Source organism: Vulgatibacter incomptus (assembly GCF_001263175.1).
Lineage (GTDB): Bacteria > Myxococcota > Myxococcia > Myxococcales > Vulgatibacteraceae > Vulgatibacter > Vulgatibacter incomptus.
The window spans coordinates 3847670-3871460 of the sequence record NZ_CP012332.1 but is presented as its reverse complement, the minus strand read 5'-3'; the positions used below and the strand labels follow the sequence as shown (position 1 = coordinate 3871460).

The following is a 23791-nucleotide window of genomic DNA, read 5'->3' as shown; positions in this document are numbered from 1 at the left end:
GCACGGCGGTCCGCGGCGAACCTGGTGTTGTCGTCAGCGCAGGGTGGTGAGGTCGATCACGGCCAGGCCGCCCTGGGCGACCTCCACAGTCCGATACACACGCACGGGAACGCCCATGCCCCGGACCTCGAGCTCGACCTCATGGGTCCCGGGCTCGACGGCGATCCGCGTGAGCTGGACGCGGGCGGGCAGCGTGCTCCAGCTCCGGGTGTCGGGCTTGTCGAGGGCGACCATCGTCCCTTCGACGAGCGCGGCCGCAAGGAAGCCGAGACCGCTGCTCTGCTGCCGTCCCGCATAGCGAGCGGCCTCGGCCGCCGCAGCGCGGACGATCATGCGCGTGAGCGCCGCGCCGACGATCTTCGGCTTGAGCGCCTCGTATTCGCGGGAGATCTCGGCCGAGACATTCGTGATCGGATCGAGCGCCACCGCGCTCTCCCCCAGCCGAACCGACGCCGAGGTGAAGACGCTCTTCGCCGGCATGAGGTCCGGGTACGAGACCACCTTGAACATCCCGTACTCGAGGACCTTGGTGTCGCCGGAGACGTAATTGGCAGCGAGGCCCAGCGCGGCGCCCACGGGGATCCGCCTGGCCTCCTTCACCGGCGACTGGCCCGTCTTGACGATCACGACGATCTCGGCAGGCAACGGCTGCGCGGGCTGCCCGCTCTCCGCTTCGTCGAGGACCGCGGAGATCCTCGGAGTGCGGTAGGACGAGAGCCGTGCCAGGCGGCGGATCGGCTCGCTCAGCGACGGCGCCTGGCTCTCGGCGAGGACCTCGTCGTAGTAACGCAGCGCCTCCTCCGCGTCGCCCGACCGCTCGGCGATGAGGCCCGCGAGGTACGCGCCGAAGGCGCCGTGGCTCTCGTCGGGGGCATAGTCGCGCAGGTACTTGCGCATCACCTCGAAGCGCCTGGCCTCCACCCTCGCCCCGGCGAGATCGCCCTGGGCCAGGTAATTCACCATGTTGAAGGCGTTCAGCAGCAGCTTCTCGGTGGGGGTCGTCTTGTACTTGGTGGCGTCGTCGCTGTAGACGTACTTGCCGATGGAGCCCACGTCGTCGCGGGCGATGTCGAGGAGCTCGAGCTCCTTCTCGGCGGCGCTGAAGTCCCTGGCGCTGACCCGATAATGGCCCTGCGCCTGGAGCACCGTGGCCCGCTCGAGGAGCGTGAGCGCCGTCTCGCTCCCCCACTTGCTGGGAAGATCGCGGCTGCTGTCCACGCCGAGGAGACCGTTGAGCTTGGCCTCCCCGCCGTGGAGATCGCCCTTGAGGAGCGAGTTTCGCGCGGCGAGGGTGCGATCGGAGTAGGTGGCGCAGCCGGCGCCGAGCGCAAGTACGAGCGCCAACGGAAGCCAGGCGCGGCGACCGATGGGCACGATGGTCTTCGAATACATCGGGCTTGTCGCCATCGACTGGCTCACATGAGGGGGCCGCTCGCGGCTACGCAGGGCGTCGCCGCGAGCGATCGGATATCCGGCTGATGCTGCCAGTCTAGCGGACGATCGCCTTGGTGCGGGCGGCCGTGTTCTGGAACTCGATCACGCTGGACTCGACTTCGATCATCTGGAGCGTGAGCGTGTACTGCACGCGGCGCTCACCATCGGCGCGCTCGTCGACCGCCTGCACCTTGCCGGTGAGGAAGTACTGGGCGCCGACCTGCTTCGAGAGCTGCGCGACCGTGGAGGGATCGTAGACCGCGTTCGTGTTCTGGAGGCCCACCTCCGCCGCCATCTCGCGCTGCCGCTCGCGGCTCACCACGCGCACGTCGCCGCTCTCGACCATGCGGCTCTCGATGGTGGCGAGAAGCGTGTTGAGCTGGTTCTCGACGTGCTCGGTGGTGTCGTTGCGGATCGGCCAGATCGCGACCACCGGGGCGTTCGGCCCGCCGCGGAACCTCGCCCACGCCCGGGAGGCGAAGAGCTTGTCGAGGTTCTCCTTCATCAGGTAGTCGAGGTCGACCCGATCGAGGCCCGTGCTCATGGCGGCGCGATCGAGGTTCGGGTTTTCCGTGCCCGGCCCTCCCGAACGGCGGACGGCCCGGCGCAGGCAGAGGCGGCCAGCGCCACGAGGGCGAGGAGAAGCGAGAGTCGGGTAGTGCGGGTTCCGATCATGTCCGTTTCGGCTCCGTGAAGTAGGGCGGATGCCCGGCAGGGCTGAGATTCTATCCTGTAACGCTCGATTTTTCCAACGGGATTTTTCGCTGAACCCCTGGGACCGTCGAGCCGGTCGGCGAGTGGGGACGAGCGACGGAAACGGGTATTCAACGAGGGGAGCGAGACCCATACGGGTCGATTAGGATTCCCGCGCGCCCGGGAGGCGCCCGAGGCGAAGAGAGAGTCGATGAGCGAAGCGAAGATCCTGAAGGAAGAGACGGGGCCGAACGGAAACCTCAGGGCCCTGGTCGAGGACGACGGTCGCTCGATCCACCTCTACCTGGAGGGCACGGAGGCCAGCGGCTTCGGCGTGCGCTCGTGCTGGGTGCGCAACCGCAAGGCGGCGCCGGCGATGCTCGAGGTCGAGCGGATGCAGGCGGGCCTGGCGCCCATGCTGCCGGCGAAGTACTGCGTAGACCGCGAGGGCGCGCTCCCGCTCAACCCGAACAAGCTCGAGCTCCTGTGGACGGAGGCGGGGGACGCCGTGGCCCTCCTCGAGGACGGCGACGTGCTGGCGGTGATCCCGCCGTGGAGCGGCGTGAACGGCTTTGCCGGCTACGCCCGCGACTGCGCGATGGCGGGGATCCTCTGCGAGCCGCTGGGATCGCCCACCCACGATCACCACGGGATCTTCGGGAGGCTCTCGCGTGCCGCGCGCTTCTGGTCCTCGTGGGACGAGAACCCGTGGCCCGCGATCCAGGAGGGCCTGATGCAGGGGCTCGAGCGGGCGCTCGGCCCTCATCAGCGATACTTCAGCTCGCCCCCCGAGCAGTTTCCGCCCCGCTCGCTCACGCTCTTCGGGCCCGACGGCGCGACGGCGATCTGCACCGGCGGGATGTCGCTGCGGCCCCAGCCCCGCGCCGAGCGGCTCACGGAGGATCCCTCCGGCATTCGGCGGATCGAATTGGGCCTGGCGATCGGCGAAGCGCCAGAGGCATTGGAGCCGCTGCTCTCCTACGTCATCGCCCAGTCGACCCTGCCCTGGGATCGCTACGTCTGCCTCGGCGAAGGGCAGACGATCGGCTGCGGCGTGATCCCCGAGGGTCCGTCGGGGGTGCGTTTCAGCAAGGTCCTGCTCTGGAAGCGGCCGCCGGGGGCGCCGGAGGTGGTTCTCCCGGCCTTCAACCACGATCCCGTGAACCTGCTGTGGATGGTTCCCGTAACTGAGGGTGAAGCCGACTTCCTCGGAACCCACGGCGCCGAGGCGCTGATGGAGCGGCTGCGGGCGGCGGGCGCGAGCTGGGTGCACCGCGACAGGCCGGAGGCGGATCTCTCGGCGTGACGTGGAGAACCGAGCGCCTCCCTTGAGGGAGGTGTCCGATCGGCGAGCCGAGCAGCAAAGTCCAAGCGGCATGAGACCGCTCGCTCCCCTGGCTGCCCTCGCGGCGCTCCTCCTTGCCGCGTGCGCCGGCGATCCCCCTGGAATCACCCAGAACACCGTGGTCTCACGGGAGAACGCGCTGCCCGGAAATCCGGACTGGAACGACGGCCCGCTGGCGGTGCCAAGCGCCCTGGCGGGGTACGCGGACCACGTCTCGGCCGTGGCCGGCGATTCGATCGCGCTGCAGATCTCCTCGTCGCCGGCGAGCAACGTGAGCTGGACCCTCTACCGCCTCGGCTGGTACGGCGGCGCGGGTGCCCGACAGCTCGCGTCCGGCTCCGCGGGATCCGTGGGGACCCAGCCGAGTTGCCCTGTCGAGGGGAGCTCCGGCCTCGTGCGCTGCGCATGGTCCACCAGCGCCCGGATGCAGCTCCCGGCCGACGCCCTCTCCGGGCTCTACCTGTTCAAGCTGGTCCGGGAGGACGGCCGGCACTCGTTCGTCCCTCTGGTCGTAAAGGACGACCGAAGCGCGACCTTCCTCTTCCAGTCGAGCGTCACCACCTGGCAGGCCTACAACCCGTGGGGCGGCACCTCGCTCTACGTCGATCGGACCGGCTCCCTGCCCTTCGGCCGCGCGGTGAAGGTGAGCTTCGACCGGCCGTATGAGACCGACTACGGGAGCGGAGAGGTGCTGCGCTGGGAGGTTCACTTCGCCCGCTTCATGGAGCGCTACGGCTACGACGTGAGCTACACGACCAACCTCGACGTCTCCTCGGCGGGCCTGGGCCGGCTCTCCAAGGGGCAGGCCTTCCTCTCGGTAGGGCACGACGAGTACTGGACCCTCGCGGAGCGCGACGCGATCGAGGCCGCCCGGGATCGAGGCGTCTCCACCCTCTTCTTCGGCGCAAACACCGGCTACTGGAAGATCCGCCTCGAGGATTCGAGGACCATCGTCTCGTACAAGTCGAACGCCTTCTCCGATCCGGAGAAGGGAGCGGAGCGCACGGGCTTGTGGCGCGCGCGCGTCATCGGACGGCCCGAGAACGCCCTCGTAGGCGTGATGTACGAGTCGTGGATGAAGCTCTCGTCGGCCTGGGTGGTCTCGGACGACAGCCACTTCCTCTATCGGGGCACCGGGCTCCACAACCGCGACACCATCCCCCGGATCGTCGGCTACGAATACGACCGGACCTTCGACAACGGGAACCAGCCGAGCGGACTCTCGGTGATGGCGCGATCGCCCGTCCTCGACATTTTCGGGAAACCAGGGGTGTCGGAGGCGGGGAGCTACCGCGCGGCGTCGGGAGCCCTGGTCTTCTCCTCGGCGAGCATCGAGTGGTCCTACGGGCTGGGGCAGCCGGGGATCGCGGATCCGCGGGTGGAGCGAATGACGGCCAACGTGCTCGACGCGGCGACGAAGGTCGGGATCCCCGCGGGCGTGGGCTCGGGCCCGATCCCGGAGGCCCCCCGGCGGGAGGACGCGCCCGCCACCGTCTCCACGGTCGGGAAGGGCCTCGAGGCTCCCACCGGGGTGGCAGAGCTGCCAGACGGAGTCGCGGTCGCCGATCCCCGCGCCAACCGGATCTTCCTGGTGAAGATGGACGGGACCACGAGCGTGATCGCCGGCGATGGCGTGCCCTCCTCGGACGCTGGTTTCGACCAAGTTCCCGGCGCCCAGGCCCGCTTCAACTTCCCGACCTCGGTGGTGGCCGACGAGGCGGGAGTCCTCTACGTGGCCGATACCAGCAACCACTGCATCCGGCGGATCGCCCCGGACGGGCAGCGCGAGGTCACGACTCTGGCGGGATCGATCGGCCAGCCCGGCATGGTCGACGCAACCGGCAGCGGGGCGCGCTTCAGCCTGCCGATGGGTCTGGCGATCGATCCGAGGACAGGGCTCCTGCTGGTGGCGGACGCCGACAACGGGCGGATCCGCGCGGTCGACCGGCACAGCGGCGCCACCACCACCGTGGCGGGAGGAGGCACCAACCCCGCAGACGGACCCGGGGCCCAGGTCGGGTTCGCGTATCCTACAGCGGTGGCAGCCGGCCCCGACGGGACGATCTACGTGGTCGACACGGAATACGCCCAGCTCCGCTCCATCGGCACTGATCCGGCCCGGAGCGTGGTGACGCTCGTACGCGGGCCCAAGGCCGGGGGAGACGGCACCGGAGACGTCGCCGGGCTCGCTGCGCAAGGCGGCGCAGCCTGGATGAGCGACGGGCTCTTTCTGACCGAGCCCACTCGCTTCCAGGTCCGCAAGGTGGTGCCGGGAGCGGACGCCAGCTCGACACGGGTTTATACAGTGGCAGGCGGACGGTACGGCGCCGCGGACGGTCGGGGCCACTCGGCGAGCTTCGGGATGCCGGTCGGGCTCGGCGCCGGGCGAGGCGGCGCGCTCTGGGTCACGGACGCGGGGAACGGCTCGCTGCGCAAGATCGTCCCGTAGGGGATCGAACGTCCTCCGTACAGGCTCCGTTGCAATCATGGATGGGTGTCCGTTATATCGGACGAAACCAGCGCCTGCCCAAGGAGCCCGCCATGCACGACCGAATCTACGACGACATCACCGAGCTGGTGGGCGACACGCCCATCGTGAGGCTCCGCCGCATCGCCGCGCCGGACGAGGCGACCATCCTCGCCAAGGTCGAGTCCTTCAACCCCGCCGGGAGCGTGAAGGACCGGATCGGCAAGGCGATGATCGAGGCGGCCGAGAAGGCCGGCAAGCTCCGCGAGGGCATGACGATCGTCGAGCCCACCTCGGGGAACACCGGCGTCGCGCTGGCGATGGTCGCCGCGGTGAAGGGCTACCGGCTCGTGCTCACCATGCCCGAGAGCATGAGCCTCGAGCGTCGGCGGATCCTCGAGGCCTACGGCGCGGAGCTCGTGCTCACCCCGGCGGCGAAGGGGATGAACGGCGCGGTGGAGGCGGCGAAGGCGCTCGCGGACGAGCTGGGCGAAAAGGCGTTCGTCCCGCAGCAGTTCGACAACCCGGCCAACCCCGAGATCCACCGGAAGACCACGGCCGAGGAGATCCTGCGCTCCGTGCCCCTCGACTCCCTCGACGCCTTCGTCGCGGGCATCGGCACGGGCGGCACGATCACCGGCGTGGGCCAGGTGCTCAAGGGGAAGAAGCCCTCGCTCCTGGTGGTCGCCGCGGAGCCGCTCCGCTCGCCGCTCCTCACCGAGGGAAAGGCCGGTCCCCATCGCATCCAGGGCCTCGGCGCGAACTTCGTCCCCACGATCCTCGACCGCGCGGTCTACGACGAGGTGATCGACGTCGCCGACATGGAGGCCTATCTGGCGGCGAGGGAGCTGGCGCGAAAGGAGGGCTTGCTGGTAGGCATCTCCTCCGGCGCGGCCCTTGTCGCCGCCCGGAAGATCGCGAAGCGGCTCGGACCGGGGAAGACGGTGCTCTGCGTCCTCCCCGACACGGGGGAGCGGTACTGGAGCTCCTTCGCCGGCTTCGCGGAGGAGCTGGCTGGTGAAGGGCGCTGACAGGCTGCGCGATCCCCGCTTCGAGGCGGCGGTGGAGGGACTGCTCGACTCCTACGTCTCGGTAGGCGGGATCAACCACATCGAGGGGCACAACCTCCCCTCTCTCGGCCAGGTGGTGGAGGTCCTCCACCTCCTGGAGGCCGTGCTCTTCCCCGGCTACTACGAGGCGGCACGGCTGGGTGCACGCAACGCCCGCTACGTGATCGGCGAGCACTGCGCCCGCCTCTACGAGTGCCTGGCTGCGGAGGTCGCCAAGAGCCTGGAGCACACCGCCCGCTGCGAGACGGCGGGGGACTTCGTGAGCGGCCGGGAGGCCAACGAGCAGGCCGAGCGGATCGTCTTCGAGCTGCTCGAGACGCTGCCGTCGATCCGCGCGACGCTCTACGAAGACGCCCAGGCGGCGCTCGAGGGCGATCCCGCCGCGCGTTCGATTGTCGAGGTGCTGCTCGCCTACCCCTCGATCCGCGCGATCGGCATCCACCGCGTGGCGAACTTCCTCCACCGGCGGAAGGTTCCGCTCATCCCGCGCATGATGAGCGAGCACGTCCACGGGCAGACCGGGATCGACATCCACCCCGGCGCCACCATCGGTCCGGGGCTCTTCATCGACCACGGCACGGGCGTGGTCATCGGCGAGACCGCCGTGCTCGGCAGGTGGTGCAAGCTCTACCAGGGCGTGACGCTCGGCGCCTTGAGCGTGTCCAAGCACGAGGAGACCACTTGGGATCCGCCCAAGCGGCATCCGACGCTGGAGGATCGGGTGACCGTCTATGCCGGCGCCACCATCCTCGGCGGCAGGACGTTGATCGGCGAGGGGAGCATCGTCGGCGGCAACGTCTGGCTGACGCGGTCGATCCCGCCAGGGACCAAGGTGCAGATCGAGCCGCCGTTCCTGCTCTACCGCGGCGCCTCCGCCATCTCTCCCGTGAGGGAGCCGATGGACTACCAGATCTGACTGCAGTCAGGTCCTGCTGGCGCAGAAGGCAGCTCGGCTCGAAAGCAAACGGCGCCTCCCCAAGAGAAGGCGCCGCCGTAATCACTCATCTGCAGTGAACTCAGCCGTGCTTGCGGAGCTGGCCCTTCTCGTCGGCGCGCACCAGGTCGCCCGACCAGGCGTCGAACTCCAGGTGCAGCTTGCCCTGCGAGCGGCGGCCGCGGGCGGTGAACTTCACCTTCCACAGGCTGTCGTGCTTCGCGAGGTTCGCCCCGTCCAGCCAGCAATCGAAGCCGCGGTCGTAGCAGTACGACTGGCCGAGGGAGATGGCCTCGTTGCGGCTCATCGGCCCCCGCTGCGGCGGGGGAGGAGGAGGAGGCAGCGGCGCGCGACGGGGGGGGGGCGCCGGAACGTAGATCGTGGTCTCCACCGGGGGCCGCACCGCAACTCCCATCGCGCAGCCGGTGGAGAGGAGGGAACCAGCGAGGAGCATCGGGACCAGGATCAGGTTTCTCATGCCTGATCCGACGGGCATCCCGCGGATCTCTTCAACTCTCCGGACGGCTTTTTTCGTTTCGCTCTTGAACTGCTGATTTTTCCAGCAGTTTTTCGAGCGCCCCCTGTCGTGCGTGGTCAGCCTCGCGCGCAGGCCTCGTCAGCTCCCGAAGCGGGCCACCAGGGCCTGCACGCGCTCGACGAACGGCGCCTTGTGGAAGCGCTCGAACTGCGTCCACGTGCAGAGGGTGGTGGTGTCGCGCACTCGGTCGAGGAAGAGTTTGCCGAAGAGGTGGTCGACCTCGTGCTGGTAGGTGCCCGCCGAGAGGCCCTGCACCACCTCGTCGAACTCGTTGCCGTGGCGATCCCAAGCGCGCACGCGGATCTTCACGACGCGCGGCGCCACGCCCCGCAGGTCCGGTACCGAGAGGCAGCCCTCGAAGTTATCGAAGGTCTCGTCGGTGAGGGGCTCGATCTCCGGGTTCACCAGGATCGTGAGGGGGATCTTCGGCTTGTACGGGTAGCGCGGGTTGTCGCCCACCTCGATGGCGCAGATCTGCACCGGCTCGAAGACCTGGTTGGCGGCGAGGCCGGCGCCGTTGGCGTCGCGCATCGTCTCGATCAGGTCGTCGATGAAGGCCTGCATCTCCGGGCTGGCCAGCTCCTCGCGCGTCACCTTGCGCGCCACCTGGCGGAGGACGGGGTGGCCTACGGTCGCGATCTTGCGGATGGTCATGTGCGGCACCCTACCCCACGCTCTGCCGATGGTCGACGTCCGTGGGCCGGTCACCGTTCGCAGCGCACGATACGACCGCGAGCGGCGTCCGGGTTCGGCTCCCGCTCTTTGACCGGCACGGGAGGCGGCGGCTTGCCGCAGTGATGGCCCCAGGGGACGCTTGCGTCCGACTTATCCGCAAGGATGCCCACGCATTGACCCTCGACGCACGCCAGCTCGATGAGTGGCCCTTCGCAGAAGGGGCATTCGTCGTGGTCGAAGCGCGAAACGAGGTCTTTTGCCTTCTCGTAGTCGTCCGTCCCGACCACGTAGCCGGTCGTCCCGCATTCGTCGATCGCCACACAACAGTCGTCGACACTTGCGCACGGCGCCGGCTGCTCCGTGAGGCCCCGAAGCTCTCTTCGAAACGCCTCGTCCGACGACGAACAGCCGGCGACGACGACGACGAACACCGCGATCGGACCTCTCCAGTCCATGGTTCCCCTCTCACTGTCTGTACGGTCGAACGCCACGAGCGTAAACCGTCCCGGGGACGCCCAGCAACGATGCGCGCTCAGCGGTAGTCGGTGAGGTGGCGGCGGGCGCCTCCCCGAGGGGAGTCGCGCTTGGCCTGGCAGTCGACGCAGAGCTCGACGAAGGGCATGGCGGCGAGGCGGCCCGGGGCGATCTCGTCCTCGCATTCCACGCAGAGGCCGAAGTCGTCGGGGTTCTCCTCCAGCCGCTTGAGCGCCGCGTCGATACGGGCCAGCTCCCCCGCCTTGCTCTGGTTCCGGTTCGACGCGATCACCTGGAGCATCTCGGCGAGGGGGGCCTCGTCCTCGTCGGCTCCCGCTTCGGGGTTCTCACGGCGCACGGATGCAGCAGATCCGCGGACGAGCTCGTCCCGGAGGGCGAGCAGCGACTTCTGGTGGCGGGCGAGGGTCGGCTTCTTCATGCGGGCCCCATTCTAACGGCGTCGAGCTGGACGAGCATCCCCGGCGGCAGCGTTCGAGCGTGCTGCCGCTCGAGCGCCTAGTCGGCGCTCGCGTGCGGCGCCACGTCGGGCGTGCCCTCGGCAGCCTGTGTCTCGGGCGAGGCCTCCGCAGCAGGATCGCGCTGCGCGGCCTTTGGTTCCTCGGCGTCCCGGGTGCCCACCGCGGCCGAAGCGGCCTTGCGAGTGGAGCCGAGGCCGCCGCGGAGGCGCTCGAGGAGCTTCGGCGCCTGGACGGCGAAGCGGGCCTTCCCGTCGTCGAGGGGGCGATCGTCGTCGTCGGTCACGTCGATGGAGCCGAGGCCCGCATCGAGGCTGAAGAAGCGCACCTTGAGGTCCTTGCCGACGACGGCGAACTTGGGCTCCCATCCCACCGTGGCGAGGGCGTAGCGGTCGGTCGGCTCGTCGAGGACGGGGTGGCCGTCGCCGTAGAGGCCAGGGTCATGGGTGTCGCCGAGGAGCGAGAAGATCGTCGGGACGAGATCGACGTGGCCGGTGACGCCCTCGTGGACGCCCTTGGGCACCTTCTCGTCGAAGATCACCAGCGGCACGTGGATCTGCCCGCGGGTGACGTCGGAGCCGTGGCCGACGCGGCCGTGCTCCCGGAACTCCTCGCCGTGGTCGGCGGTGACGATGAGGAGGGGCTTTCCGCCGCGCTCCGCCTCGTAGAAGGAGAGGAACTCCTCGAGCTTGGCGTCGACCTCGTGGAGGGCGTTCTTCGCGCGGTTCTCGAGGAGCTCGGCGTCGACGGTGGCGGCCTTGATGCTGCCCACGCCGTCCCAGGCCGGCTGGAAGATCGCCGAGCGCTCCGGGTAGGCGTAGTTGAAGTGGGTGCCGTCGAAGAAGAGGAAGAGGAAGAGCGGCTCGTCCTTCGGCGTCGCGGAGATCACCTCGCGGGCCTTCGCGACCATGGAGCCGTCGCGCTCCTGGGAGGACTCGCCCGCGAGGCCGGTGATCAGGCCGTCCTTCACGTCGCGGAACACCGTGTCCTTGAGATCCATCCAGTCGACGGAGGACGAGGCGATGAACGAGGTGGCGTAGCCGTTGGCCTTGAGCGCCGGGAAGAGCAGCGGCGCGCGGCCGGCGCCGAGGATGCCGTCGCGGCGCTGGGCGTCGAGGCCGTAGAAGAGGTTGAAGAGCGCGAAGTGCGTGGAGGGCGCGCCGCTGTAGTGCCTCGGGAAGATCCGCCCGTCGGCCTGTGCACGACGGGTGAGATTTGGCATCACCTCCGGCGTGAAGAAGTCGTTGCGGGTGCTCTCGATCAGGAGGACGAGGACGTCGGGCTTCCGCGTGAACCGCACGGCGGCGGGCTCGAGCTCGCCCATCGCCTCTCCGGCCTTGGGCAGGTCGCGCAGAAGCATCTCCGCGTACATCGGCGGCTTGCCCGTGACCTTCTCGAGGAAGCCGGCGAGGCGCACCGGGGGCTGCAGCGGGAGGGTGGTGCCCGCGGCGAGCACGGCGAAGCCGCCGTAGAACGCCATGGTGCCCACCGCCAGCCGCTCGGCCACCCAGAGGGCGACGATCGCCGTCGGCCAAGTCCAGGCTCGACGGCTGGGCGTAGCGAAGCGCCGCACGAAGCGCGAGCCGGCGAAGGCGTCGAGCCCGATGGCGGCGAGGGCCGCCACCACGTATCCCGCGACCTCCCAGGGCGAGAGGCCGGTGGTCTGGAGGGCGCCCGGCTGGAGGGCCACCTGGACGATCAGGCCGTTGAAGTGGAAGCCCAGCGAATCGAAGAGGAGGCTGTCGAGGTAGAGGAGCGCGAAGACGATCGCGAACACCAGAGGTGCAAGAATCGAATACGCGCCGCGGAAGACGGCGAGCGGGAGCGTGACGAGCCACATCGCCACGGCCAACGCCAACGCCTCCACGCCGAAGCAAACCCACAGCGGCAAGTGCATCGCCTGGGGCACGCCGCCGAGCGATCGGGACAGCCCGCCGTGGAAGAAGACGAGGACCAGGCCCGCGTGGAGCAGCGCCCAGAAGAGGGCGGGCCGCAGCATGGCGAGGGTGGAGCGGGCGGGGCGGTCGAAGCTCAAGGTCGTCTCACGTGCAGAAGGAACCCCGTCCGCCAGGCACGAGCGGAGGTCGTGCGCCTTCTATCGCAGATCGGTCGCGTGGAGAAAGCGCCCGGCCAGACGGCCACGGCGGCGTCGCGGCCCTGATTTGAGCAGGCCGCGGCCGCTTCGAAGCGGGCAGCCGGTCCCCCGCCGGCTCCCTATCGAGCGATCAGCCGGCCACCGGGAGGAGCCCGGAGCGCGCGAGGAGCGCGTCGAGCGACGGCTCCCTCCCGCGGAAGGAGCGGAAGAGCATCGCCGGCTCGGCGCTGTCGCCGCGGGCGAGGATCTCCTCGCGGAACGCGCGGCCCACGTCGGGGTTGAAGAGGCCCTCCTCGCGGAAGCGGCTGAAGGCGTCGGCGTCCAGGACCTCGGCCCACTTGTAGGAGTAGTAGCCGGCGGCATAGCCCACGCCGCTCGCGAAGAGGTGGCCGAAGGAGGCGATCATCGCGCTCGACTCCGGGAGCGGCGCCGGCGTGTGGGCCTGGAGGATCCCCCGCGCGAACGCCATCACGTCGCGGCCCGCCTTCGGCTCGAAGTCCGTGTGCATCGCGAGGTCCACCTCGGCGAAGCCGAGCTGGCGCATCATCGCGTTCGCAGCGCGATAGGTGCGTGCGCGGATCATCTTCTCGAAGAGCGCCTCGGGGATCCGCGCGCCGGTCTCGTGGTGCCGGGCGAAGAGATCCAGCGCGTCGCGCTCCCAGCACCAGTTCTCCATGATCTGCGACGGGAGCTCCACGAAGTCCCACGCCACGTTCGTGCCGCCCAGGCTGCGGATCTCGGGGCGCGACAGGGCGTGGTGGAGCAGATGGCCGAACTCATGGAAGAGGGTCTCGACCTCGCGGTGGGTGAGGAGCGCGGGCTTCCCCGCCGACGGCGGCGTGAAGTTCGCGCAGATCAGGCCGAGGTGCGGCGCCTTCGCGCCGGCGCGGTGGAGGCCGGTGACGAGGCCGTTCATCCAGGCGCCGCCCCGCTTCTCGTCGCGGGGGTGCAGGTCGGCGTAGAAGGCGCAGAGCAGCGAGCCGTCGGCGTCGAGGATCGAGTAGCTCCTAACGTCGGGATGCCACACGGGCACGTCCCGCCGCTCCTCCACCCGGATCCCGTAGAGCCGGTTCACCACCGCGAACAGTCCCTCGATCACGCTGGGCAGCGGGAAGTAGGGGCGGAGCTCCTCCTCGTCGAAGTCGTACCGGGCGCGCCGCTGCTTCTCCGCCCAGTAGGCGAGCTCCCAGGGCTGGATCGCTTTTGCGCCCTGCCCGTCCTCCTCCCGGCGGAAGCCGAGGAGCGCATCGTTCTCGTTCACGTAGAAGGGCTCGGTGCGCTCGCGCAGATCGCGGACGAAGGCGCGGGCGTTCGCTCCGGACTGGGCCATGCGATCCTCGAGCACCAGGTCCGCGAAGTCCTGGTAGCCGAGGAGCCTGGCCTTCTCGCGCCGCAGCTCGAGGATCTTCCCGACCAGCGGGCGGTTGTCGAAGTCGCCCGAGGTGGCGCGGGAGTCGAAAGCGCGCCAGATGCGCTCGCGCAGCTCGCCATCCTCCAGGTAGGTCATGGCCGGCACGTAGCTCGGCGCGTGCAGGGTGAAGCGGAATCCCTTGGCACCCTTCGCCCGGGCCGCCTCCTCTGCCGCCGCCACCGCCGAGTCGGGCAGGCCCGCGAGCCGCGCCCGATCGTCCACCATCAGCTCGAACGCGCCGCTGGCGTCGACCACGTTCTGGGAGAAGCGGCTCGTGACCTCGGCGAGCTCGCGGGAGAGCGCCTCGAGCCGTGCCTTGCCGGCCGGATCCAGCTCGGCGCCGTGGCGGCGGAAGTCGGCCAGGGTCTTGTCGAGGAAGCGCTTCCGGGCCGGGTCCAGCGCCCCGGCCTCGTCGGTCTCGGCGAGCGAGCGGAGCGCATTCCAGAGCCCGTCGTTCAGGGGAATGCGGGCGTAGAAGGCGCTCACCTCCGGCAGCACCGCGTTGTAGGCCTCGCGGAGCGCCGGCGTGCTCGCCACCGACTCCAGGTGTCCAACCACGGTCATCGCGAGCTCGAGCCTCTCGGTCGTCTTCTCCAGGGCCTCGAGGGTGCTCTCGTAGGTCGGCGCCGCTCCCCTCGTCGCGATCGCCGCGATCGCGGCCTCGGCCTCGGCGAGGAGCTCGCGGACCGCCGGCTGCACGTGCTCGGGGCGAATCCGGTCGAAGGGAAGGTCGAAGCCGAGGTGAAGCAGGGGATTGGGCGCCTGGTCGATCATCGGGTCTCCTCGCGGGGAAGCCGGGATCCTAACGGTCCGTGCCGCGCACGGCATTGAAAGCCCTCGTCGCCCCGTGATAGCAAGGCCCACTACGGAAAGTGGTCGTCCGACACTCCACGTTCCGCCCGGGGGCTCAGGGAATCGACCGGGGGATCGTGGGGTTCGAGCGCCCGCCAGGGAGACGCCCGGTTCTTTCGATCGGGTTCGCCGGCCCTCCGCAGCCTTCGAAGGATCGAATCGAGAGGTCGAAATGAAGAACGCCCAGACGATCGCAGCCATGTTGCTCGCCGCCGCCGGACTCCTCGCTTGCGGCCCCCAGGGCCAGACCGGGAAGGCCGACGGGACCGCCAAGACGCAGAAGAAGACCGGCGAGGTCCTCGCCACCATCGGCGACGAGACGCTCACCGTCGACGAGGTCAAGGCCCGCATGGAGGAGCAGTCGCCCTTCATCCGCGCCCGGTACGACTCGCCCGAGCGCAAGCGCGAGTTCGTGGACAACCTGGTCCGCTTCGAGCTCCTGGCCCAGGAGGCCAAGCGCCGCGGCTTCGCGGACGATCCCGAGGTCCTCTCGGCCATGAAGAAGACCATGGTCCAGAAGCTGATGAGGGCCGAGTTCGACGACAACGGCAAGGCGCCGCCGGTCTCCGAGCAGGAGCTGCGGGCGTTCTACGACGAGAACATCAACGACTTCGTGAAGCCCGAGCGCGTGCGGCTCTCCCACGTCTTCTTCGCCGCCGCCAAGGGCGACGCGTCGCGGATGAAGGTGAAGGCCGACGCCACCAAGGCCCTGGCTGCCGTGAAGGCCAAGGACGCCACCGACAAGAGCGCGTTCGCGGATCTCGCCAAGACCCGCTCCGACGACGACGCCTCGAAGCGCGCCGGCGGCGACCTCTCCTTCAAGACCCGCGAGGAGCTCGACGCCGCCTGGGGCCCGGAGCTCACCGCCGCCGCCTTCGATCTCAAGGAGATCGGGCAGCTCGGCAGCGTGATCGAGACCGACAAGGGCTACCACGTGGTGAAGCTCACCGGGCGTCAGAACCCCCTCGACCGTCCGTTCGACACGGTCAAGGCCCAGATCGAGGGTCGCCTCTCCCGCGAGAAGCGCACCAAGGCCTTCGACACCTTCGTCGAGGATCTGAAGTCCCAGGCCAAGGTGACCGTGAACGACGACCTGCTCGCGCAGATCGAGGTGAACACCGGCGGGATGCCGGCGGGCATGCCCGGCGGAATGGGAATGCCGGCCGGGATGCCCGGCGGAATGCAGGGTATGCCTGCAGGCCACCCGATGCCGGGCGGCCAGGTCGGCGGCAACGTGCAGCCCGCGATCGCGATCCAGCCTTCCGGAAAGCCCGCGGCGCCGCAGCCGGCGGCGGTGAACGCCGTGAAGGCCCCGGCTCCTGCCCCGGCTCCGGCGAAGGTCGCGCCCAAGGCTCCGGCCCCCGCTCCTGCCCGCTAGTCTCACGCGATCCGCCCGCCGTTCGAGCCCCCGGCTCCCGAACGACGAGGCAGGCTTCGCAGCACTCGCCCCGCCCCCTATCTTGTGGGGCGGGGGGACGAACGCGGCATCCAAGGCGCTCGTTCGAAGTTCTCGAAAACCATCCGGGGGCAGCGGCGAAGCGATGGCTCGCCCTGCCCCTTCGAGGTTCATGGACGTGGAAGGCCGCCTTCTCTGCCTCTCGGCCGCAGCGGCCCTCGCGATCACCGCCTGCACCCAGGGGGACGCCGAAAAGAAGGCCCCTGCGGTGATCGCCACGGTGAACGACGAGCCGGTGACCGCCGACGAGGTCCGGGCCGCGCTCTTCGAGGAGGGGCGGGATCGCCGGCCCGATTCGATGTCCGCCGTTGATGGGGCGCGCCTCCTCGAATCCCTGATCGATCAGAAGCTCCTTGCCCAGTCCGCCAGGACGCTGGGGATCAAGGTGAGCGAGGGCGAGCTCGAACGGGGCATCCTCCGGCTGCGCGCCGACTATCCGGGCGACAGCTTCGGCGAGCTCCTCAGCGCGCTGGAGCTCACCCAGGCCGAGCTCGGCGAGCGGATCCGCGGCCAGCTCCTGGTGGAGCGGCTCTTCGTCGATCAGGTCTTCGCGCGGATTGCGATCACCGACGACGAGGTCGACGCCTGGCTCGCGGACCACAAGGCCGAGCTCGAGAGACCCGAGCAGGTCCGCGCGGCGCAGATCGTCGTGAAGACCGAGGCGGAGGCGCGCGGCCTGCTCGCACAGCTCCGCGGAGGCGCCGACTTCGGCGAGCTCGCGCGGAGGCACTCCCTCTCTCCCGACGCCCGCATGGGCGGGGACCTGGGCTGGTTCGCCCGGGGCGAGATGCCGCCACCCTTCGACGACGTCTGCTTCGGGCTGGCGATCGGGAAGACCAGCGAAGTGGTCGGCAGCTCCTACGGCTTCCACGTGTTCAAGGTCCTGGAGCGCCGCGCCGCCGGCGCGCCGGTGGAGCTCCGCGAGGAAGCGGAGGCGAGGCTGCGCCGCGAGAAGGAAACGGCGGCCCAGCTCGATTATCTTGCGAACCTGCGCAAGGTGGCCCGCATCAAAGTCGACGAGGCCGCGCTCGCGCGGGTGGTGGTGAAGCCGTGAAGAAGATGCCCCTGGATCTCCTCTCCCTCCTGGCCCTGCTCTCCGTGGGGCAGCCCGCTGGCGCGATCCCGGTCGACCGGGTCGCCGCCGTCGTGGACGATCAGGTGATCACCCTCTCCGAGGTGGAGGAGCGCGCCGCGTCCCTGCGCTCGCGGGCGCCGTACGCGCCGGGTCCCGTGCTCATGCGGGAGGCGATGGACGACCTCGTCGCCGACAAGCTCATCGAGAAGGAGCTCAAGGTCTACGCCATCGACATCGCGCCCGCCGAGCTCCAGTCGGCGATCGACGACGTGGTCCGCCAGAACGGCATGCCGTCCGAGGCGGACCTCCAGACGGCCGTCGAGCGCAGCGGGATGAGCTGGACGGAGTACAAGGAGGCCCTGCGCAAGCAGCTCGCCCAGATGAAGCTCATCAACCTCAAGGTCCGCTCCCAGGTGAAGGTGAGCGACGACGAGGTGAAGCGGCGCTACTCCGAGCTCACCGCCGCCGACCGCGGCGAGAAGGAGCTCCACGCGAGCCACATCCTCGTGATGGTCGCCCCCGACGCCGCCGCCGAGGCCGTCGACGCGGCGCGGGAGCGGGCGGCCGTCATCGCCACCCAGGCGCGCAAGGGCGCCGACTTCGCCTCCCTCGCCAAGGAGAGCTCCGAGGGGCCGTCCAAGCAGAGCGGCGGCGACCTGGGCTGGTTCCGCCGCGGCGAGATGGTCGCCGAGCTGGAGAAGGCCGCGTTCGCCCTCCAGCCCGGCCAGATCAGCGACCCCGTCCGGACCCGCTTCGGCTGGCACGTGATCAAGCTCGAGGAGGCGAGGGACGTGGCGCCGAAGCCGCTGGCGGAGATGTCCGACCAGATCCGCAGCGACCTCTACCGCGAAGAGATGGATCGCCAGACGCACCGCTTCGTCGAGGGCCTCAAGAAGGACGCGCTCATCGACTACCCGATTCCCGAGCTCGCGCCCGGCCAGGCCGCGAAGAAGTAGCGGCAGGGGATGGCGAAGACCCGAACGACCGTCGCGATCTCGATGGGCGATCCCTCCGGGATCGGCGCCGAGGTCCTCGCCGCGGCCCTGGCGGCCCGTGGGATGAAGCGGGCGCTGCGGCCGGTGGTCTTCGGCGACGACGGCGTCTTCGCCCGGGCCTGCAAGCTCATGGGCGTCGCCGACACGCTCCCGCGCGTGGAGCTGGGCGAGGCCATCCCGGCGGCGGGCGGGCTCGTACGCGTCTCACGCCTCGCCGCCGCCGACCGCAAGCCGGGCAAGCCGTCTCACGCTGGCGCCCTCGCCCAGGCCGCCTACCTCGAGGCGGCGATCATCGCGGTGCAAACCGGAGCCGCCGACGCGCTGTGCACCGCGCCCATCCGCAAGGCCGCGCTCCACGCCGCGGGCCTGGACTTCCCGGGCCACACCGAGCTCCTCGCCGCCCGCTTCGGCGTCCCCAGGGTGGTGATGATGCTCGCCGGCCCCGTGCTGCGCGTGGTCGTCGCCACGACCCACGTGGCCCTCGCGGACGTTCCCGCGCGCCTCACGCCCGAGGGGATCGCCGAGAACCTGGTGATCACCCACCGCGCCCTCCGCGAGCAGTTCGGGATCAAGCGTCCCAAGATCGCCGTCTGCGGCCTGAACCCCCACGCAGGCGAGGGCGGCCTCTTCGGCGACGAGGAGGCGCGGATCATCGCGCCGGGCATCGCCCTCGCCGCCAAGGCCGGCGTGAAGGCCGAAGGCCCCTACCCCGCCGACGGCCTCTTCCCTCGCGCCGCGCGCGGCGGCTGGGACGCCGTCCTTGCGATGTACCACGACCAGGGCCTCATCCCGCTCAAGACGGTCCACCGCGAAACGGCGGTGAACGTCACCCTGGGCCTCCCGATCGTCCGGACCTCCCCCGACCACGGTGTCGCCTTCGACATCGCCGGCAAGGGCGTAGCGGATCGCACGTCGATGATCGAGGCCCTCCGCCTCGCCGCCCGCGCGGGCTCCTCCACAGCGCCGTAGGCCACCAGGGATTTCCAACAATCGTGCCTCAATCGACGCTTTCGTCGTGCGTCGATGATCGGCGGCACCCCTCCTCGTACATGTGACACGTCGGAGCGCACGATCCCCGATGCGCTCCTCGCTCTGTAGGAGTCCATCGGACATCGGGAAAGAGAGGGGCCGGCGGATGGTCCGGCGCGAACCCGGTTATAGTCGTGGGCTTCGGACTCGTGTTCGTTCCATTCACCCCCGGGGAGGGAGGCATCCATGCGCGCTTCGACGCTTTCGAGCACCACCCGCTGGTCGCTGGCGGTCCTGATCGCGATCTCGATCATCGGCTGCGGCGGAAAGAGCCCCCCGGAGGAGCACATCGGCGGGACGGGCGGTCAGGGAGGCGGCGGCGGCCCCGGGCGGTGCCACTCGGATGCCGAGTGCGCCGAGCACTCCCCCGATTCCTGCCGGATCGCGGTCTGCAACGACGGCTCCCACGAGGGGCCGGTAGGCGAGTGCGTGGTGATCCCGGCCGCGGCCGGCACGGCCTGCGACGACGGCCTCTTCTGCACCGTGGGCGACGCCTGCGACGGCGCAGGTTTTTGCGTCGGCGGCGCGCCGAACGAATGCGGTCTCGAGGCCACGGCCTGCGCGAGGGTCGTCTGCGACGAGCTCGCGGCGAGGTGCTCCCTCCTTCGCTCCCCGAATGGAACCGATTGCAGCGCGGGCGATCGCTGCCAGCCCGCGACCTGCGAGGCGGGTGAGTGCATCGCCGCGCCGCCGAAGGATTGCTCGGCGATGGACTCGGGCTGTGTGCGTGGGGCGTGCAACCCGACCGACGGCGCCTGCGAGGCCGTGCCGCTCGACCTGGGAACCTCTTGCGGGCCTGCGGGCCCATCCCAGTGCGAGGTCCTCGCCTGCGATGGCGCCGGCGCGTGCGCCGTCTTCACGGCGCCGGACGGCACGGCGTGCTCGACCGGGCGCGAGTGCAGCATGGACGACGCCTGTGTGGCCGGCATGTGCACCGGAACGATCGACGAGGTCGCCTGCCAGGCCGCAGCGACCTTCCTTCACGAAGGCTTCGAGAACTGCGGTGCGTCGGGCTGGACCTTCGGAGGCGAGTGGCAGTGCGGCGCGCCGACCTCCGGCCCGAACGCGGCCCGGACGGGAAGCGGCTGCCTCGCGACGAACCTTTCGGGTCCCTATGCGACCGACGCCTCGTTCGCGACCTCCGTCGCCACCTCGCCGGTGATCGACCTGGGCAGCGCCACGAACCCCCGCCTCACCTTCTGGGCCTGGGTCGACACCGAAGCCGCCGAGGACGTGGTGGCCGGCTTCAACGTGAAGATTCGTAACGCCGGTGACGAGGGGGTCGACCTGCCTTTCGATGTGACGCCCCGGTACGACGGATGGGTCTTCAGTCAGCCGGTGTGGGGCGGACTGCACGGAGCCCTGGGCTGGCAGCGGTACGCCGTGGAGCTGCGCGACTGGATAGGTGAGCGAATCCAGGTGGAGCTCGGCTTCGCGAGCGACGGCGACTGGAGCTACGACGGGGTCTACATCGACGACCTTTCGATCACCGAGTCGTTCGCGGATCCCCTCTCCATCGACCCCGCCGACCTCGCTTGGGCGCAGATCGACCGCCCCTATACGGCGGAACTGCACCGCCAGGGCGGAACGGCGGAGGCGACGTGGAGCATCGTCGGCGGATCGAACCACCCATGGCTCTCCATCGACCCCAGCTCGGGCGTCCTGTCCGGCACCCCGGCGGCGTCCAACCTGGGAAGGGTCGAGCTGACGGTCCGGATCGACGAGCCGGCGCTGTCTTCGAACTTCGCCGAGGTGGTGCTCGCCTTCGATGTCAGGCGCTATCCGTACGGCATCTACTTCGAGGAGGACTTCTCGTCCTGCGCCGGGGGCTGGAGCCTGCAGTCGGACTGGCAGTGCGGCACGCCGAGCGGCGTCGGTCCCGCCTGCCATTCGGCGCCGGGCTGCCTCGCCACCAACCTCACGGGTCCCTACCGGAACGGTCTCAATTGGGGGACGGCCGTCGCCGACTCGCCCTCGATCGATCTCACGGACGCGGCCGAGCCGATGCTCTGGTTCTGGGCCTGGGTCCAGACCGACTCCTTCTTCGGCGGCGCGATCTACGACGGCTTCCACGTGGAGGTGAGCGCCGATGACGGCCTCTCCTGGAGCCTGCCGACCGAGGTGAGCCCCGCCTACCATGCGTCCATCGGGGGCCAGAGCGGATGGGGAGGCGATCGCTCGGCGCAGCGCTGGGAGCGCTACGCCGTGAGCCTCGCCGACTACGCCGGCCAGACGATCCGCCTTCGCTTCGCGTTCTTCAGCGATGCGACCATCGACGACCTCGGGGTCTACATCGACGACCTTCTCGTCGCCGATCGCTTCACCGTACCGGTGTGGATCACCACCGCCCGGCTCGCCAACGCCTTCGTGGGCCGCCCGTACGCCTATACGGTCGAGAGGAGGGGAGGCTCCTCCGGCGCGCGATGGAGCCTCGGCGCCGATTCGCCTCCCTGGATGGAGATCGACGCCGCCACCGGCGAGCTCCGGGGCACGCCCGGCCCGGGCGACCAGGGATGGGTGAACGTGACCGTCCGGGTCGAAGAACCGCTGAACCCGGAAAACTTCATCACCCAGTCCCTGCTGCTCCGGGTCATCGAGCTCCCGACCGGGCAGGTCTTTGCGGAGGATTTCGAGGGCGGTCCGTCGGGCTGGACCCTCACCGGAAAGTGGACGTGGGGAGGCCCGGCGAACGGCGGTCCGCCGAGCTGCCACTCGGGCGGGAGCTGCCTGGTTTCCGTGAACCCGTGGATTGACGATGGGGGCTCGCGCTTCGACGACTCCACCGCGACCTCGCAGATGATCGATCTGTCGGGTCTGGACGCCCCCCTCCTCAACTTCTGGGCCTGGGTGAGTACGGCGACCGTCGGGCAGAGCCTCCGGGACGGCTTCAACGTGAAGGCCAGCCCGGATGGCGGCGCAACGTGGACCCTGCTGACAGAGGTGGCCCCCGCCTATGACGGAACCCTGTTCGAGGAGGGTGGACTCGCCGAGCGCGCGTGGGGCGGCGATCGTTCGGCCCAAGGGTGGGAGCGCTACTCCGTGGACCTCTCGGCCTTCGCCGGCCAGCAGATCCGGCTTCGCTTCGCGTTCCACAGCGAGACCGGGGGAGAGCTTCCCGGCGTGCATCTCGACGACCTCGTGGTGTTCGACGGCGTCCCGAGCTGGCCGGATCCGGTGCCCGACGTTCCCAGCTGCGGCTTCACGCCCGCCTCGCCTCAGCCAACGGCCCAGGAGGCCACCGGCCGGCTCAGGGGACAGCGGTGGGGGCTCTGCACGGGAACCTCCGCGCAGCCGGACGCCGCCGGGATCGAGTTCACGCAGGGGACGCTGTGGCACTTCCTCCGCAGGACCGATACCGGGAGCCTCGTGGTGCACTCGCCGGAGGCGCGAGGAACGCAGTACACGGTGGTCGACCTGGGCGGAACGCTGGTCGTCTACCTGACCTGGGCCGACGAGCACCAATCCCGCGCGGTCGTCACCTTCTCGCAGTCGAACACGCGCATGCGCCTCGACTTCGAGAACGCGGACGGGAGCTGGACGTCGGCCTGGTACACCAACGTCGGGTGATCGCATAGGAGCCCGTCCTGGGCACCAGGACGGGCTTCCGAGTCGCGTGGTGGCCGGTGCCAGACGAACCCGTCTGGCATCAGGCACCTACACGTTGAACCGGAAGTGCATCACGTCGCCGTCCTTGACGACGTACTCCTTGCCCTCGATGCGGAGCAGGCCCTTCTCGCGCAGAGCGGCCTCGGAGCCGAACTTCACCAGGTCGCGCCAGTCGCAGACCTCGGCCTTGATGAAGCCCCGCTCGAAGTCCGTGTGGATGACGCCTGCGGCCTGGGGCGCCTTCCAGCCCTCGTGGATGGTCCAGGCACGCGTCTCCTGCTCACCGGCGGTGATGTAGGTGACGAGCTGGAGGAGCTTGTAGCCCGCGCGCACCAGCTTGTTGAGGCCGGGCTCGACCAGGCCCGCGGCCTCGAGGAAGCCGGCGCGATCCTCGGGGGGCAGCTGCTGGATCTGCGACTCGACGTCGGCGCAGATGGCGATGAGGGGGGCGCCATCCTGGGCGGCGACGGCGCGGGCCTTCGCGACGAGGGGGTCGTCCTCGGCGCCCGACAGCTGGCCTTCCGCGACGTTGGCCACGTAGAGGACGGGCTTGTTCGTGAGGAGGAAGAGGTCGCGCAGGAGGGCGCGCTCCTCCTCGGTGAGCGCGATCCGGCGGACCGTCTTGCCCTCGTTGATCCCGTCCCGGACCTTCTCGAGGACGGCGGCTTCGACCTTCGCCTGCTCGCCGACCTTGCCGCCGGCCTTGGCGTCCTTCTGGACCCGCTGCAGCCGCTTCTCGACGGACTCGAGGTCCTTGAGGGCGAGCTCCGTGTCGATCACCTCGGCGTCGCGGGCGGGATCGACCGAGCCGTCCACGTGGATGACGTTGGGATCCTCGAAGCACCGGAGCACGTGGCAGATCGCGTCCACCTGGCGGATGTGGCTGAGGAACTGGTTGCCGAGGCCCTCGCCCTTCGACGCGCCGCGGACCAGGCCGGCGATGTCGACGAACTCGAGGGTGGTCGGGAGGATCCGCTTGCTGCCGTAGAGCTTCGCGAGCTGCGGCAGCCGGTCGTCGGGGACCGGGACCATGCCGACGTTCGGCTCGATGGTGCAGAAGGGATAGTTCGCGGCCTCGGCGTTGGAGGCCTCGGAGAGCGCGTTGAAGAGCGTGGACTTGCCGACGTTGGGCAGGCCGACGATGCCGATCGAGAGTGCCATCGTTT

18 protein-coding genes are annotated in these 23791 nt (G+C 69.9%); 9 read left to right on the top strand and 9 right to left on the bottom strand.

What is annotated here, in order from left to right:
• Window positions 1–33: 33 nt before the first annotated feature.
• Together AKJ08_RS16290 and AKJ08_RS19990 are read right to left on the bottom strand one after the other, a co-directional pair.
• On the bottom strand, window positions 34–1392 hold the full coding sequence (locus AKJ08_RS16290) for a COG3014 family protein (protein WP_050727032.1): 1359 nt from the start codon (window positions 1390–1392) through the stop codon (window positions 34–36).
• A gap of 97 nt (window positions 1393–1489) precedes the next feature.
• Window positions 1490–1978: a hypothetical protein gene (locus AKJ08_RS19990; protein WP_050727031.1), complete on the bottom strand. Its 489-nt coding sequence runs from the start codon at window positions 1976–1978 to the stop codon at window positions 1490–1492.
• Between the two features lie 360 nt (window positions 1979–2338).
• On the opposite strand from AKJ08_RS19990, the gene AKJ08_RS16280 reads away from it, so the two are divergent.
• The 4 genes from AKJ08_RS16280 to AKJ08_RS16265 all read left to right on the top strand — a co-directional run bounded on the left by AKJ08_RS16280 (window position 2339) and on the right by AKJ08_RS16265 (window position 7925).
• On the top strand, window positions 2339–3433 hold the full coding sequence (locus AKJ08_RS16280) for a suppressor of fused domain protein (RefSeq protein ID WP_050727030.1): 1095 nt from the start codon (window positions 2339–2341) through the stop codon (window positions 3431–3433).
• A 70-nt stretch (window positions 3434–3503) separates the two neighbouring features.
• Window positions 3504–5921, top strand: a complete 2418-nt coding sequence (locus tag AKJ08_RS16275) for a N,N-dimethylformamidase beta subunit family domain-containing protein (protein WP_050727029.1) — start codon at window positions 3504–3506, stop codon at window positions 5919–5921.
• 92 nt (window positions 5922–6013) lie between these two features.
• Window positions 6014–6970, top strand: a complete 957-nt coding sequence (cysK, locus tag AKJ08_RS16270) for a cysteine synthase A (RefSeq protein ID WP_050727028.1) — start codon at window positions 6014–6016, stop codon at window positions 6968–6970.
• Entirely contained in the window at window positions 6957–7925 is a 969-nt protein-coding gene (locus AKJ08_RS16265) for a serine O-acetyltransferase (RefSeq protein ID WP_240475386.1), read from the top strand. Before cysK ends, AKJ08_RS16265 begins: the two co-directional genes overlap by 14 nt.
• A gap of 100 nt (window positions 7926–8025) precedes the next feature.
• Here AKJ08_RS16265 and AKJ08_RS16260 read toward each other — a convergent pair whose 3' ends face one another.
• The 6 genes from AKJ08_RS16260 to AKJ08_RS16235 all read right to left on the bottom strand — a co-directional run bounded on the left by AKJ08_RS16260 (window position 8026) and on the right by AKJ08_RS16235 (window position 14386).
• Window positions 8026–8421 (bottom strand): hypothetical protein, encoded by a 396-nt coding sequence (locus AKJ08_RS16260; RefSeq protein WP_157370760.1) that lies wholly within the window; start codon window positions 8419–8421, stop codon window positions 8026–8028.
• A 138-nt stretch (window positions 8422–8559) separates the two neighbouring features.
• On the bottom strand, window positions 8560–9135 hold the full coding sequence (def, locus tag AKJ08_RS16255; protein WP_050727026.1) for a peptide deformylase: 576 nt from the start codon (window positions 9133–9135) through the stop codon (window positions 8560–8562).
• Between the two features lie 50 nt (window positions 9136–9185).
• Window positions 9186–9647: a hypothetical protein gene (locus AKJ08_RS16250; RefSeq protein WP_157370759.1), complete on the bottom strand. Its 462-nt coding sequence runs from the start codon at window positions 9645–9647 to the stop codon at window positions 9186–9188.
• Between the two features lie 41 nt (window positions 9648–9688).
• Entirely contained in the window at window positions 9689–10069 is a 381-nt protein-coding gene (locus AKJ08_RS16245; RefSeq protein ID WP_050727024.1) for a TraR/DksA family transcriptional regulator, read from the bottom strand.
• Window positions 10070–10146: 77 nt separating this feature from the next.
• Complete coding sequence (locus tag AKJ08_RS16240) at window positions 10147–12141, bottom strand: sulfatase-like hydrolase/transferase (RefSeq protein WP_157370758.1); 1995 nt, start codon at window positions 12139–12141, stop codon at window positions 10147–10149.
• A 190-nt stretch (window positions 12142–12331) separates the two neighbouring features.
• Window positions 12332–14386 (bottom strand): M3 family metallopeptidase, encoded by a 2055-nt coding sequence (locus AKJ08_RS16235; RefSeq protein ID WP_050727023.1) that lies wholly within the window; start codon window positions 14384–14386, stop codon window positions 12332–12334.
• Between the two features lie 250 nt (window positions 14387–14636).
• Between AKJ08_RS16235 and AKJ08_RS16230 the strand changes: the two genes are divergently transcribed.
• The 5 genes from AKJ08_RS16230 to AKJ08_RS16210 all read left to right on the top strand — a co-directional run bounded on the left by AKJ08_RS16230 (window position 14637) and on the right by AKJ08_RS16210 (window position 22586).
• A complete protein-coding gene (locus tag AKJ08_RS16230; RefSeq protein ID WP_050727022.1) occupies window positions 14637–15842 on the top strand; it encodes a peptidylprolyl isomerase in 1206 nt (401 codons plus the stop codon).
• A gap of 196 nt (window positions 15843–16038) precedes the next feature.
• Window positions 16039–16974 carry a peptidylprolyl isomerase gene (locus AKJ08_RS16225; RefSeq protein ID WP_169788860.1) on the top strand — a complete coding sequence of 312 codons (936 nt, stop codon included), beginning with the start codon at window positions 16039–16041 and terminating at the stop codon, window positions 16972–16974.
• A 5-nt stretch (window positions 16975–16979) separates the two neighbouring features.
• Entirely contained in the window at window positions 16980–17951 is a 972-nt protein-coding gene (locus AKJ08_RS16220) for a peptidylprolyl isomerase (RefSeq protein ID WP_240475509.1), read from the top strand.
• Between the two features lie 9 nt (window positions 17952–17960).
• Window positions 17961–18959 (top strand): 4-hydroxythreonine-4-phosphate dehydrogenase PdxA, encoded by a 999-nt coding sequence (pdxA, locus tag AKJ08_RS16215; RefSeq protein WP_050727019.1) that lies wholly within the window; start codon window positions 17961–17963, stop codon window positions 18957–18959.
• Window positions 18960–19205: 246 nt separating this feature from the next.
• Window positions 19206–22586 (top strand): hypothetical protein, encoded by a 3381-nt coding sequence (locus AKJ08_RS16210; RefSeq protein ID WP_050727018.1) that lies wholly within the window; start codon window positions 19206–19208, stop codon window positions 22584–22586.
• An 87-nt stretch (window positions 22587–22673) separates the two neighbouring features.
• On the opposite strand, the gene ychF is transcribed toward AKJ08_RS16210, so the two are convergent.
• Window positions 22674–23786, bottom strand: coding sequence for a redox-regulated ATPase YchF (ychF, locus tag AKJ08_RS16205; RefSeq protein WP_050727017.1), 1113 nt, complete (start codon window positions 23784–23786; stop codon window positions 22674–22676).
• Window positions 23787–23791 lie beyond the last annotated feature (5 nt).

Bases quoted from the DNA above. Each gene is read 5' to 3' on its own strand.
- AKJ08_RS16290 (WP_050727032.1), bottom strand. From the start codon at position 1,392: ATGTATTCGAAGACCATCGTGCCCATCGGTCGCCGCGCCTGGCTTCCG.
- AKJ08_RS19990 (WP_050727031.1), bottom strand. From the start codon at position 1,978: ATGAGCACGGGCCTCGATCGGGTCGACCTCGACTACCTGATGAAGGAG.
- AKJ08_RS16280 (WP_050727030.1), top strand. From the start codon at position 2,339: ATGAGCGAAGCGAAGATCCTGAAGGAAGAGACGGGGCCGAACGGAAAC.
- AKJ08_RS16275 (WP_050727029.1), top strand. From the start codon at position 3,504: ATGAGACCGCTCGCTCCCCTGGCTGCCCTCGCGGCGCTCCTCCTTGCC.
- cysK (WP_050727028.1), top strand. From the start codon at position 6,014: ATGCACGACCGAATCTACGACGACATCACCGAGCTGGTGGGCGACACG.
- AKJ08_RS16260 (WP_157370760.1), bottom strand. From the start codon at position 8,421: ATGAGAAACCTGATCCTGGTCCCGATGCTCCTCGCTGGTTCCCTCCTC.
- def (WP_050727026.1), bottom strand. From the start codon at position 9,135: ATGACCATCCGCAAGATCGCGACCGTAGGCCACCCCGTCCTCCGCCAG.
- AKJ08_RS16245 (WP_050727024.1), bottom strand. From the start codon at position 10,069: ATGAAGAAGCCGACCCTCGCCCGCCACCAGAAGTCGCTGCTCGCCCTC.
- AKJ08_RS16235 (WP_050727023.1), bottom strand. From the start codon at position 14,386: ATGATCGACCAGGCGCCCAATCCCCTGCTTCACCTCGGCTTCGACCTT.
- AKJ08_RS16230 (WP_050727022.1), top strand. From the start codon at position 14,637: ATGAAGAACGCCCAGACGATCGCAGCCATGTTGCTCGCCGCCGCCGGA.
- AKJ08_RS16220 (WP_240475509.1), top strand. From the start codon at position 16,980: ATGCCCCTGGATCTCCTCTCCCTCCTGGCCCTGCTCTCCGTGGGGCAG.
- pdxA (WP_050727019.1), top strand. From the start codon at position 17,961: ATGGCGAAGACCCGAACGACCGTCGCGATCTCGATGGGCGATCCCTCC.
- AKJ08_RS16210 (WP_050727018.1), top strand. From the start codon at position 19,206: ATGCGCGCTTCGACGCTTTCGAGCACCACCCGCTGGTCGCTGGCGGTC.
- ychF (WP_050727017.1), bottom strand. From the start codon at position 23,786: ATGGCACTCTCGATCGGCATCGTCGGCCTGCCCAACGTCGGCAAGTCC.